The following is a 12,392-nucleotide window of genomic DNA, read 5'->3' on the forward strand; positions in this document are numbered from 1 at the left end:
CGGTCAGCGTAGCTGGGGGATGACCTCCGTGCTGAAGAACTCGATGTGGTCCAGGTCGGCCATGTCCAGCACCTGCAGGTAGATCCGCTCGACCCCGGCCGCGACGAACGGCGCCAGCTTGTCGACGATCTCGGCCGGCGTGCCGACCGTGGGGGAGTTGCCGCGCATCTCATCGACCGCACGGCCGATGGCGGCGGCCCGGCGGGCGATCTCCGCCTCGTCTTTGCCCGCGCACAGCACGAAAGCCGCCGAGTACGTGATGCTTTCGGGCGCCCGGCCGGCCGCTTCCACGGCCGCCCGCACCCGGCCGAACTGAGTGGTCAAGGTGTCGATGTCGACGAACGGGATGTTGAACTCGGAGGCGAACCGGGCGGCCAGCGCCGGGGTCCGCTTGGCGCCGCCGCCACCGATGATCACCGGCGGGTGGGCCTGCGCCGGTTTGGGTAGCGCCGGGGAGTTCTTGACGGTGTAGTGCTTGCCGGCGAAGTCGAAGAGCTCGCCGACCGGGGTGTCCCAGAAGCCCATGATGATCTGCAGTTGTTCTTCCAGCCGGTCGAAGCGTTCACCCAGGCCCGGGAACGGGATGGCGTAGGCCTCGTGCTCTTCGGCGAACCATCCGGCGCCGAGGCCCAATTCCACACGGCCACCGCTCATTTCGTCGACCTGCGCGACGGCGATGGCGAGCGGTCCGGGGTACCGGAATGTCGCCGAGGTGACCATGGTGCCGAGCCGGATGGTGCTGGTCTCGCGGGCGATGCCGCCGAGCGTCACCCACGAGTCGGTGGGCCCGGGCAGTCCGTCGCCGGCCATGGCCAGGTAGTGGTCGGACCGGAAAAACGCTGAGTAGCCGAGCCTTTCGGCGGCCTGCGCGACGGCGAGCTGGTCGGCGTAGGTGGCACCCTGCTGCGGTTCGACGAATACGCGGAAGTCCATACCGCCCACCCTAGTGAATCAGAACGACTTCACGCCCGCGGTCGAGACGAACATCCCGTGGCCGGTGCCGGCATTGGTGAAGCGTGTGCCTTCGGCCCCGGCGAGGATGGTCCACCCCACCGCCGAGTACGTCTGGTAGTCCAGCGTCACGGTCGGGATGGCGCCGAGATTGCCCAGGCCCCAAGACAATTTGCCAGCAGCGGTGACCCGGACGCCGCGCGCGGTCTCCCCGTTGATCTGCGGCGCGTTGGCGAAGTTCGACTCGCAGTCGACGGCGGCCGCGTTGAGCTGGCACCGGGTCTGGCCGGACTTGGTCGCGACGAAGACGTAGCCGTTCTGCGGAGCGAGGGCCTGCGCGGTCGGTGGCACGGCGCTCGGTGCGGGAATGGGGCTCACCGGAACCGGGCGGATCGCCTTCTCGCTCGGTGTCGGTGTGCTCGTGGCAGACGTCTGGCCGCTGGGCAGCGCTGACTCAGGGCTCCCGGGGGTGGTGCTGTCGCAGCCGGCGAGCAGCACGGCCGCGAGCGCAGCGGTGGCAGACATGGTGAGCCGAGTGTGGTTCATCGGCCATCAGGCTACGGGAGATCCGATCGCGCTGATCCAGACCGCTGCCCCGGCGCGTCCTACTGCCTAACGTCGAACCTCCGTAGTGAACAGAGGTGGCGATGAGCAGAAAACACATATCCCCGCTCGGTGTGGTCGGCGTCGTCGCCATCGCGGTCGCCGGAGTTCTGATCGGGTTCAAGAACATTCACGGTTCGTCACCGGATGCACTGCTGAACGTGTCGTACGACCCGACCCGCGAGCTGTATGCCGCGCTGGATCCGCAGTTCGTCGCGCAGTACCGCAAGCAGACCGGCGTCACCGTCGACATCAGTCAGTCGCACGGCGGGTCCGGCCGGCAGGCGCGCAATGTCATCGACGGTACGTCGAAGGCCGGTGTGGTCTCGCTGGCTCTGGTCAGTGACGTCGACAAGCTGGCCAAGCGCGGGCTGCTCGCCAAGGACTGGCAGCACCGGCTGCCCAACAACTCGGTGCCGTACACCTCGACCATCGTGTTCGTGGTCCGCAAGGACAACCCGAAGAACATCCATGACTGGCCCGACCTGGTCAAGGGTGATGTCTCGGTGGTAACCCCGGACCCGCGGACGTCGGGCAACGGCAAGCTCAGCGTGCTGGCCGGGTGGGGGTCGGTGACGACCCGCGGCGGCTCCGAGGCCGCGGCCCACGACTACCTGGCGGCGCTGTTCAAGCACGTCGCCGTCGCCGACGAGGGCGCGCGCGGCGCGGCCACCAGCTTCGCCGTGCAGAAGATCGGCGATGTGCACCTGACATGGGAGAACGAAGCCATCCGGGAGGTGGCTGCGGCGCCGGGCGAGCTGCAGATCGTGTATCCGCCGGTGAGCATCAAGGCCGAACCCGCGGTGGCCTGGGTCGATGCGAACGTGGCCGGCAAGAAGACCGAGGCCTATGCGAAGGCCTACCTGAACTACCTGTTCACCGACCCTGCCCAAGACGTCATTGCGCAGCACGGTTACCGCTCGATCAACCCGCAGATCCAGGCCAAGTACCGGGCCCAGTTGCCGGACCTCTCGCTGTTCCCGGTGTCCGCGATCGCCAAGGACTGGGACGACGCCGCCGAGAAGTTCTTCGGCGACAACGGAATCGTCGACACCATTCATATTCCTGCGCAGCGAACGGTGGTGGGATCGTGAGCCTGCTTACGAACCTCAAACTCAGCTACGACCGCACCCTCGCCCGGCGCGATCTGATCGCCGGCCTCACGGTGGCCGCCATCGCGCTGCCGCAGGGCATGGCCTACGCCCTGATCGCCGGCGTCGACCCCAAATACGGTGTCTTCTCGGCCATCGTGGTGACGCTCATCGCGTCGGTATTCGGTTCGTCGTCACACCTGATCAACGGACCCACCAGCGCCATCTCACTGTTGGTTTTCAGCTCGTTGGCGTTCATCGATCCGGAGAACCGCACCGAACTGTTCGAGGCGCTGTTCCTGCTCGCGGTGCTGGTGGGCACCATTCAGATCCTGATCTCGGTGTTCAAGCTGGGTGACCTGACCCGCTACATCTCCGAGTCGGTGATCGTCGGGTTCATGGCGGCAGCCGCGTTCCTACTTGCCTTGGGCCAGTTGGGAAATGCGCTCGGTGTCAAGGACCGGGGCAACGGCAAAATGCAGGTGCTGTACCGCACCTACCTCACGCTGTTCCACGGCGACGCGATCAACTACCGAGCCGTGGTACTGAGTGTCACAGCCGTCGTCGCGGCCGTGGTGCTCCGAAAGTTGGTGCAGCGCTACGGCTGGCCGCAGATCGACATGCTTGCCGTGTTGGTCATCGCGGCGCTGATCGCCTACTTCTCGGGCTGGTCGACGCCCGGCCACGGGGGCAAGACCGCGGTGTCGATCACCGGGAAGATTCCCGCCAGCCTGCCCGACTTCCACATTCCGGTGGTGCACTGGGAGTGGTTGCCGCACCTGTCGGAGGGCGCGTTGGCGGTCGCTTTCATCGGCCTGATCGAGGCGCTGTCGATCGCGAAAGCCATTGCGCACCAGACGCAACAGAAGATCGACTACAACCGGCAGATTCTGGCGGAAGGGCTGGCCAACCTGACCGGCGGCTTCTTCCAGAGCCTGCCCGGTTCGGGTTCGCTGTCGCGGTCTGCGATCAACTTCCAGGCCGGCGCGGCCACCAGGTTCTCCGGCGTCATCGCGTCGGTGGCGGTGGCCGGCGCCCTGCTGTTGTTCGCGCCGCTGCTCAGCTACATCCCGAAGGCGGCGCTGGCCGGCCTGCTGCTGGTGACCGCGGTTCGCCTGGTTGATTTCCACCGGCTGGTGCACACGGTCAGGGCATCGCGGTACGACGCCGGCTTGGTCATCGTCACGGCGATCACCGGCGTGGTCATCGATCTGGACAAGGCGGTGCTGCTCGGCGTGGCGCTGTCGATCCTGTTGTTCGTCCCGCGGGCCTCCAAGCTCAAGATCGCCGAGCTGGTGGTCACGCCCGAACGCGTGGTCCGGGAACGGGTCGGCGACGAGCCGGACAATCCGGCGGTCCTGATCTACGACATCGAAGGAGAGTTGTTCTTCGGTGCCGCACCGGAAATCGAGCACGCATTGGACGCGCTCACCGAACGGGTCAAGGCCGAAGGCACGCAGTTCGTGGTGCTCCGTCTCAAACGGGCCCGCAACCCTGATGCGGTCGGCATCGAGCGTGTCGAGCGGTTCCTGCACGACCTGACCGAGCTGGGTGTCACGGTCCTGTTGGCCGGCGTCCGGCCCGACACTCTGGACGTCCTGAGCAACGTCGGGCTGCGCGACTGGTTCCCGGACGAGCGCATCTTCCCCGAAGAGGAGAAGGAGTTCTCGGCAACGATCAAAGCGGTCCGCTACGCGGAGTCGCGGCTGGTGCCCAGTGGCGTCAGCAACGGCGAGGAGCTGTACTACCTCGTCTGACGTGACTACTGCGGCAGCAGCGGTGGCCGGCAGATGTTGTTGATCGGGTCCCACCACGCGCCGTCACGGCAGTCGAGCGGCGTCGTCGACACCGGTGGCCGGCAGCTGTTGATGTTCGGGTCCCACCAGCCGCCGGGACAGTTCTGCACCAGCGGGGCCTGGCACCGGTTCTGCACCGGGTCCCACCAGGTGCCGTTGTCGCAGTCCGCGTTGCTGACGGCCGGCGCGATCGCGGCGGTGATGGCCATGGGCGCCAAGGCGGCCGCGGCGATGACGGCGGCACGCTGCAGTGACTTGTGCATGCCTTCACCCTAAAGCCGTTCAGTTACAAGGCAAGTCACCTGGTGTGTAGTAGGGCACCCCGGCGGGTGTGTAGCACGGCGGCCGGCCGGCGGCGGCCTGCGCGGCCGCGTCCTCCGGAGCCGCCGCGGCCACCGCCGCGTCACCGGCGATGTTGGTGCAGCCACCGGCACTGACATGGCGACCGCCGACGCTGCCGCACACATCGGCGTGTGCGGCCGGGGCGCCGACGGCCGGTACGGCCGCGGACGCCAGCAGGAACAGCACTGCAGCAACGGATTTCTTCATGGGAAGAGTATTGACGACATCGTCAGTCCGCCGTCAGCTTTCCTTGTAACTGCCGTCATCTGTCCGGGTGAAGTAGCGGCCGGGTGGGGGCAGTGGGTCGCGGCGCAGCGGCCCGGCGACCGGGCGGTGCCACGGCGTCATCGGCACCTCGTCGACGACGCGGACGAATGCGGGCCGTTGTCCGGCAGGCAGGCACGACAGCGCCTCGTCCAGGTCGGCGGCGGAGATGTCCTGGCCGTCCACCAGCGACAGTGCCGCGACCGCCACTTCGGCGTCGTCGGAGGCGACTCCGTAGGTGTGCACCAGGTCTACGGCCGGCAGCTTGCCGATGGCCGCGGTGATCGGCAGGGACGCCACCACGCCGTCGGCGGTGCGGATCTGGGTGTCGACCGAGTCGATCAGCCAGTAGTCGCCGTCGGCATCCCGGTTGACCAGGCTGCCGCTGGAGAACCAGGCGTCGCCGGCCTCGAACAGATTGCGTAACGGCGGCGCCGACGCGGTGGTGGCGGAACTGATCTTCACCAGCAGCAGGCCGGTTTCGTCGTCGGCGCAGCGGATGGCGTAACCGTCGGCGCCTGAAACGACCTGCTGCGCATCGGGATCCCAGCGCACGACCTCGACGGTCGCGCTGCCGGGCAGCGGCCGGCCGAGCGACCCGGGCTTGGCCGGGTTGACGTTGGCCAGGATGGCCTCGCCCTCGCTGGTGGACCAGAAGTCGAGGACGCCCGCCGGGGCGAACCGGTCCAGCACCCGGCGCCACAGTCCGCGCGGCATACCGGAGCCGACGAACAGCCGCACCGAGTGATTGCGCTCGGCGGGCTGCGGGGCGGCGTTCACCAGCGGCCGCAGCTGCGCCCACGTGTAGCAGACGATGGTCACGCCGTACCGGCGCACTTCAGTCCAGAACGTCGTCGGGTCCAGGTCTGTGGCCATCGCCAGCCGGCTGCCACCCGCGACGGCACCGCCGATGCCCGTCAGCAGGCCGGAGGTGTGGTAGATCGGGTTGATGCAGTAGACGGTGTCGGAGTTGTTGAGCGTCGCCGACGTCGCGGTGCCGTAGGCCGACAATCCGAAGCGGCCGTTGGTGACCCGGATGGGGCGGGGGTCGTCGTCCGGGCCGCCGAAGAAGATGAACGCGAGCTCACCGGCACGGCCCGGGTTCGGGCGGTACCAGTCCGGGATGCGCACGGCGTTGGTCTCGCCGATCTCCAGGGCCGTCAGGGTGCGGTCCCGATTGAGATAGGGCGTGTCCAACAGGAACGTGTGTAACGGACGGCCGGCGAAGTCGGCCTCGGAATGTTCGGGGTCGGCGATGACGCGGTTGACCTTGCCGAGCTCGACCTCGCGCGCGGTGTCGGCGCCGGGGCGCAGCATCACGGCGACCGCACCGATGCGGTTGAGCGCCGTCACCACCGCCAGCGCCGAAGGGCGCGTGCCCATCAACACACCGACATGCTCACCGGCGCGCACACCCGCGGCGAGCAGTCCGCGCACCACTGCGTCGATGCGGACCTTGTTCTCGCCATAGGTGTAGCTGCGGTCCTCGTACATGAAGCTGACGTCGTTGGGCGCCTGCTGCGCCTGCTCATCGAACAAGAGCGCCAACGAGATTCGGGTGTTCGCGTCCAATTTCCGGATGCGCGCCAACCGGGGCAGCTGGCGCGACACCGTGCCGAACATGCCGCGGACGTCCCCGACCGACCGTGCGACGGAGCCCGCGACCATCCGGCCCGCGTCGATCAGGGTCTGGACCCCCTCGCCCTGTCCCGCCGGCGCCGGTTCGGCGGCGGCGGTCGTGGTGTCGACCTTGGTGACATGCTCGGGCTGCGGGGCCTTGCCCTCGGCATACCGCATCCAGTCGGCGACCAGCGGCCAAGTGTGCGACGTCGCGGTACTGCCCACGACCAACCCGAAATGCCCGGCGTGCAAAGTGCTTTCGTAGATCTCCGCGCGCGGCGCCGCGCCCAGGATCCCGCGCACCGAGGCCGGCGGGGCGATCTCGTCGACATCGCCGACGAACGCCAGAATCGGCGACGTGATGTCGGCGAGCGTCACCGGCCGTCCGGCGATGCTGAAGCCGCCCCGCAACATCCGGTTGTGCACCAGGAACTGCTGCAGGAACTCCGCGAGTGCCGGGCCGGGCCACGCCACCCAGCCGTCGTTCATCAAATAGCGGCGCTGCCCTTCGCGGGGCAGCAGGGCATCGCGGTCGTGCAGCGCGGCCAGGAACTGCAGCTGGCCGGTCACCGCTTTCACCGGGTCGAGCAGCTGGAAACCGAGCCGGGTCGCCCAGCCCGGCACCGACCGGCCCCGCAGCACGTTCTCCATGACGAAGCCCATGCCGGGGATGGCAATTTCTGCGGGCACACCCATCGGCGCGGTTTTGCTGAGATCGACCGGGCTGCCGAAGGTGATGACGCTGGCGATACCGACGCTCCGCCGGTACGCCGAGGTCTGGTAGCAGAACATGCCGCCCTGCGAGTAGCCGGCGAGGTGGACGTCACGGCCGGTCAATGTCCGCATCTCGTCGATGGCGGCATCGACCGCCAGCACATGATCACCCAGGTTGCGCTCCAGGCCGCCGGCTTCCTTCTCCGGCGAGCCGAAGTCGATGACCCACGGATCGATGCCGTTCTCGATCAGGGTGCGGACCCCGCTGGCCTGCGGCGATACGTCGAACACGTCGGCGGTCAGCATCAGCGGCGGCACCAGCAGCACCTGGGGGCGACCCGCCTCACCGGTGGTGCGGTAGCGCCGCAGCTTGTGGATGCGGCCCTGGGCGACGACGTCGTACGGCGCTGGCTCTTCGCCCGTCTCCAGCCCGCCGTAGCGGGCAACTTCCAGCCAGTTGCGCGTCGTCGCCACAACCCTGTCGAACATTCAGTCCGCCCTTTCGCTCAACACTCGGTGCAGATCATGCCAAGCGGATGGGTTCACCACGGCAGTTTGACCGCCAGGCGCGGTGCCGGCGGGTTCGTCGACCGCAAATGCACATCGGTCGAGCGGATCGGATCGAGGACGCGGGTCAGGAAGGTGAGCTCATCGGCGAGGGCCGCCTCGTGACACGGTCCCGAGTAGAAGTCGAAATGGTCGGCCGGGTACTCGACCAGATGGGCGAGGTATCCCGCCTTCTTCGCGGCGCGGCGGGCGGCATCCGGCGGCGCGATCGAGTCGTTGGTGCCGATCTGCATCAACAGCGGACACTCCAGCTCGCTGGCGTGCACCGTCGGCCGGTTGAGCGCCATCTCCAGCACAGTGCGGGCGGCGAACTCGTTGCGCCAGGTGGGCCCGGCGAGGGCGGTGTAGGCCTCCTGGGACCCGGGAGTGGTGAGCGCCGCGGTGGCGCCGGGTTGTCCGACGACCGGCAGATAGTGCGGCCGGCGGCCGAGTCGGGCTCCCGCGGCATCGAACAGTCCGTGCGCGAGCACGCGGGCCAGCGGCCCGGCGCCGGCCGCCCGGAAGCCCTGCACCAGGGCGGCGATCCCGTCGGTGGCCGGACACAGCGACACCACCGCGGCCACCCGCTGGTCCTCGGCGGCGACGGCGATGACGTGCCCGCCGGAATACGACGTGCCCCACAGCGCGATGCGGTCGCGGTCGACGCCGGGCAGGTTTCTGGCGGCGTCGACGGCGGCGTGGTAGTCCTGCCGCTGCCTCTTGACCGAAATATCCTGGCGCGGTTCGCCTTCGGAATCGCCGAAGCCCCGGTAGTCGAACAGCACGACATCCATACCGGCGGCGGCGAAGGGCCCGGCGAACGCCATCAAGCTGGAGTCGCGGGTCCCGCCGAAGCCGTGGGCCATGACCACACACGGCCGCCCGGTCCGGCCGGCCAGCGCGTCGCTCTCGGCAGTCAGATGCGTAGCGGCACAACGCTCGCCGTGACTGAGGAAAAAGAAGTCGGTTTGCATGATCGCTCCTTCGGTCAGACCACGGACAGCGGTGCGGCGGCGGGCGTGAAGACGAGGGCGGGATCTTCGATGGGTCCGTCGCGCAGCCGCTCCTGGTCCATTTCGTAGGCATGCTTGAATGCCCACGGGCCGTAGGTGCCGCCGCGTGGGAACTTCGCGACGGCCCGCTGGACATAGCCGGAGGTCATGTCCAACAACGGAACTCGTTCCATGGTCCCGTCTTCCAGGATCGGGACCACCTTGCCGTAACCGTGCTCGTCCATGTAGTCGAGCATCCGGCAGAAGTGCTCGCACACCAGGTCGACCTTCAACGTCCAGGCGATGTTGGTGTAGCCGACCGCGAACGCGAAATTGGGCACCCCGGACAGCATCATGGCCTTGTAGACCGTGAGGTCCGGGAGGTGCAGCAGGTGCCCGTCGACGCTCAGCTCGATCTTGCCGAACGGGATCATGTTCAGTCCGGTCGCCGAGATGATGATGTCGGCGGCCAGCTCCTGCCCGGACTTGAGCAGGATGCCGTGCTTGGTGAACCGCTCGATGTGGTCGGTGACGATCGAGGCCTTGCCCGACGAGACCATCTTGAACAGGTCGCCGTCGGGCACCATGGCCAGGCGCTGCTGCCAGGGGTTGTACTTGGGGGTGAAGTGTGTGTCGATATCGAAATTCCTGGGTAGCTGTCGAGCGACGTTGGCGATCAACAGCTTTCGCATGAGCTTCGGGTAGCGCATACACATCTTGAACAGTCCGCGATTGAGCGAGATGTTCTTGCGCCGCACGATCTTGTACGCCCGCTCATGGCCGAGCACCTTGTTGAGCACGTTGGCGATCGGGTCGGACGCCGGTATCGAGAACACGTAGCTGGGGGACCGCTGCAGCATGGTCACGTGTGCGGCTTTGTCGGCCATGTTCGGGATCAGCGTGACGGCGGTGGCGCCGCTGCCGATGACCACGACGTTCTTACCGGTGTAGTCCAGATCCTTCGGCCACAGTTGGGGATGGATAACCGGACCCTCGAAATCCCCGAGGCCGGGGAAGTCGGGGATGTACGGGTTCTCGTAGTCGTAGTAGCCGGTGCCCAGGAACAGGAAGCGAGAGGTGAAGGTTTCGGGGTGCCCGTCATGGGTGGTGGTGACGGTCCAAAGTCCTTGCCGGGAATCGAAATTTGCCGAATCAACGTGGTAGCCGAACCGGATGTGGCCGGCCAGGTCGTTCTCCTCGACGGTTTGCTGCAGGTAATCGAGGATGATGTGTCCGTCGGCGATGGACTTGCGGTGCGTCCATGGCTTGAAGCCGAAGCCGAAGGTCGGCATGTCCGAGTCGGACCGGATGCCCGGGTATTGGTGCAGGCTCCACGTGCCACCGATCGCGTCTCGTCCCTCCAGCACCACGAACGACGTGCCCGGCCGAAAAGTCTTGAGGTGATACGCCATTCCGATGCCGGAAATCCCGGCGCCGACGACCAGGACGTCGATGGGAGCGGTGGTTGTCATGGGCACTCCTTTGCCGGTCCGGCGGGTGTACCTGACTCTAATTCCGGGGCGCGTCGTCCATGTCGGGTTTCGCCGGCCCGGGCTACCTGGTGGCGGCGGTTTGAGTCCCCGCTCGCCCGGTATCAGCCCTGTCGACCGGCGACCGGAATTGTGGCCCGAGCGGCTGATGCCTGCGGGTGCTGTCGTGGTTACGCGATTGCTTGCCATGGCGGCATCAGCCGGGAACTTTCGCCGCTGGGGACAGGCTCCGATATGGGTAGGTGCTGGATCCATCGCTCGGATCGGTGGCGTGTCAGATTTCGCTGAAATCCCGTGAGCGTGCGTCGCGACCGACGACGATCGATTTTTGACGCGATTGACGCAAAATCTCGAGTAGTCGACTACTCGGGATTTACAAACGACTGCCCCATACGTTCGTATCCTGGATCCGATTCGACTACCGGGGCGTGCCAAATGATGCTGTGCTCGAAGACCTTTCACGTCAGCGGCGATCATTGCGTACGGCGACATCCGCGGTATCCCGGTGACGCTGCGGTGACGGAGCCGTGATGGATCAGCGGCAGGATCCTTACCCGATCCCGATAGCGATGACGAATAGCCTTATTGAGCGCAAGGGGAGCTCAGAAGCAGCAGTGCCGGTCCCGGTTCGGGCGGTCAGGCTCGGTCTGCTGCAGGGGTTCCAGTTGGAATGTGGCGAGTGCGAAGTCGACCTGCCGCTGAGTTCGCAGCGAGTGCTGGCTTTCCTGGCATTGCAGCTGCGGGCGCAGAGCAGGTCCTATGTGGCGTCCACGTTGTGGATGAACTTCAACGAGGAACGTGCCGGGGCCAGCCTCCGTTCGGCATTGTGGCGGATCAACCGCAGTGGCCATCCGCTGGTGGCGGCCGATTCCCGGTCGTTGCGGTTGATGCCGGACGTCGTCGTCGACCTGCGGGAGAGCGAACGCAGCGCTCGGGAGGTGCTGCGTGGGGAGATCTGCGGTGGCGATGTGCGGGTCGACGATCTGGCGGCCGGTGACCTGCTGCCCGGTTGGTACGACGACTGGGTGGTGAACGAGCGGGAGCATTTCCGGCAGTTGCGGCTGCATGCGCTGGAAAAGCTGTGCGAGCAGCTCACCGACGAAGGACGCTTCGGTCCGGCCGTCGAGGCGGGCCTGGCGGCGGTGTCCAGCGAACCGCTCCGCGAAAGCGCCCACCGCGCACTGATCCGCGCTTACCTGTCGGAGGGCAACCGCGGCGAGGCGATACGCCAGTACGAGGCATGCCGGACGGTACTCCGTCGTGAGCTGAACATCGACCCGTCGCCGCTGACTCAGGCGTTGCTGGATTCGCGCCAACGCGTTCTGTGACGAATCGGAGACGCCGTGGTGGCGCAGTGGTTGGAAGCTGACCATGTGGCCGCGGATCCCCTTGCCGAAGATTGGGTGATCGTCGTGCGCCTGTGGTGGGAGCAGACCGATGCCGACGACGTGGCCATGCGTGCGCGGGTCACGAGTACCGCCAACGGCGCCATCGTCGGCAGGCAGAGCGCTGCCAGCACGGTCGAGGGCGTCCTGGCCGCCGTGCGGGTGACGGTCGAGAATTTCCTGGAGAACCAGCCACCCATGGGCATCGCCCATGGGTAGCCAGGTTGTCACAGGTGCGGCTCTGCAGTGCTCGATGGGCACCACGCCGTCGACTTTCGCCGCTTCCGGCGCGCAGGTTTCGGCGACCACGCCGTCGGGCGTCACCACCGACATCGCGGCCAGCAACGTGCCGCCGTTCGGGCTGTGCCAGTCGCCGGCCAACCCGCAGGTCGCGGCCGCGACGAGTGCCGCAGGAGGCACCCTCACCCCTCAGCCGTGTCAGCCGGTGCTGACCCCGTGGACGCCGGGCGCCGCGAAGGTCACCATTGGTGGGGTGCCCGCACTCGACGACGCATCGCAGTGCAACTGCGCGTGGGCCGGAACGGTCTCGGTCACCGACGCGGGGCAGACGTCGACCTCTGTCCAGTAGCGAGAGGGA

At 67.2% G+C, this 12,392-nt stretch carries 12 protein-coding genes; 5 read left to right on the forward strand and 7 right to left on the reverse strand.

Going from position 1 to position 12,392, the window contains the following annotated elements; all coding sequences use genetic code 11:
• Positions 1 to 3: 3 nt before the first annotated feature.
• Complete coding sequence (locus QRN63_RS17495) at positions 4 to 933, reverse strand: LLM class F420-dependent oxidoreductase (protein WP_285032015.1); 930 nt, start codon at positions 931 to 933, stop codon at positions 4 to 6.
• A gap of 18 nt (positions 934 to 951) precedes the next feature.
• Positions 952 to 1,476: a hypothetical protein gene (locus QRN63_RS17500; protein WP_285032017.1), complete on the reverse strand. Its 525-nt coding sequence runs from the start codon at positions 1,474 to 1,476 to the stop codon at positions 952 to 954.
• Between the two features lie 122 nt (positions 1,477 to 1,598).
• Between QRN63_RS17500 and QRN63_RS17505 the strand changes: the two genes are divergently transcribed.
• Together QRN63_RS17505 and QRN63_RS17510 are read left to right on the forward strand one after the other, a co-directional pair.
• A complete protein-coding gene (locus tag QRN63_RS17505; protein WP_285032018.1) occupies positions 1,599 to 2,648 on the forward strand; it encodes a sulfate ABC transporter substrate-binding protein in 1,050 nt (349 codons plus the stop codon).
• The gene (locus QRN63_RS17510) at positions 2,645 to 4,402 is read left to right on the forward strand and encodes a SulP family inorganic anion transporter (protein ID WP_285032020.1); all 1,758 of its coding nucleotides are present in this window, start codon (positions 2,645 to 2,647) and stop codon (positions 4,400 to 4,402) included. The genes QRN63_RS17505 and QRN63_RS17510 overlap by 4 nt, the downstream gene beginning before the upstream one ends.
• Before the next feature lie 5 nt (positions 4,403 to 4,407).
• On the opposite strand, the gene QRN63_RS17515 is transcribed toward QRN63_RS17510, so the two are convergent.
• Genes QRN63_RS17515 through QRN63_RS17535 form a run of 5 tightly spaced genes read right to left on the reverse strand, consistent with a single transcriptional unit; the run spans position 4,408 to position 10,391 of the window.
• On the reverse strand, positions 4,408 to 4,704 hold the full coding sequence (locus QRN63_RS17515; protein WP_020103971.1) for a hypothetical protein: 297 nt from the start codon (positions 4,702 to 4,704) through the stop codon (positions 4,408 to 4,410).
• 19 nt (positions 4,705 to 4,723) lie between these two features.
• Complete coding sequence (locus tag QRN63_RS17520; RefSeq protein WP_267324565.1) at positions 4,724 to 4,990, reverse strand: hypothetical protein; 267 nt, start codon at positions 4,988 to 4,990, stop codon at positions 4,724 to 4,726.
• Positions 4,991 to 5,023: 33 nt separating this feature from the next.
• The gene (locus QRN63_RS17525) at positions 5,024 to 7,870 is read right to left on the reverse strand and encodes an AMP-binding protein (RefSeq protein WP_285032025.1); all 2,847 of its coding nucleotides are present in this window, start codon (positions 7,868 to 7,870) and stop codon (positions 5,024 to 5,026) included.
• A 53-nt stretch (positions 7,871 to 7,923) separates the two neighbouring features.
• Positions 7,924 to 8,901, reverse strand: coding sequence for an alpha/beta hydrolase (locus QRN63_RS17530; RefSeq protein ID WP_285032027.1), 978 nt, complete (start codon positions 8,899 to 8,901; stop codon positions 7,924 to 7,926).
• 14 nt (positions 8,902 to 8,915) lie between these two features.
• On the reverse strand, positions 8,916 to 10,391 hold the full coding sequence (locus tag QRN63_RS17535; RefSeq protein ID WP_285032029.1) for a flavin-containing monooxygenase: 1,476 nt from the start codon (positions 10,389 to 10,391) through the stop codon (positions 8,916 to 8,918).
• A 632-nt stretch (positions 10,392 to 11,023) separates the two neighbouring features.
• Between QRN63_RS17535 and QRN63_RS17540 the strand changes: the two genes are divergently transcribed.
• The 3 genes from QRN63_RS17540 to QRN63_RS17550 are packed head-to-tail and all read left to right on the forward strand — an operon-like array spanning position 11,024 to position 12,383.
• Positions 11,024 to 11,737: an AfsR/SARP family transcriptional regulator gene (locus QRN63_RS17540; protein WP_285032030.1), complete on the forward strand. Its 714-nt coding sequence runs from the start codon at positions 11,024 to 11,026 to the stop codon at positions 11,735 to 11,737.
• 18 nt (positions 11,738 to 11,755) lie between these two features.
• Positions 11,756 to 12,013 (forward strand): hypothetical protein, encoded by a 258-nt coding sequence (locus tag QRN63_RS17545; protein WP_267315950.1) that lies wholly within the window; start codon positions 11,756 to 11,758, stop codon positions 12,011 to 12,013.
• A complete protein-coding gene (locus QRN63_RS17550) occupies positions 12,006 to 12,383 on the forward strand; it encodes a DUF4280 domain-containing protein (protein ID WP_267315949.1) in 378 nt (125 codons plus the stop codon). The genes QRN63_RS17545 and QRN63_RS17550 overlap by 8 nt, the downstream gene beginning before the upstream one ends.
• Positions 12,384 to 12,392: the final 9 nt, after the last annotated feature.

This window comes from Mycolicibacterium sp. lyk4-40-TYG-92 (genome assembly GCF_030209435.1).
Lineage (GTDB): Bacteria > Actinomycetota > Actinomycetes > Mycobacteriales > Mycobacteriaceae > Mycobacterium.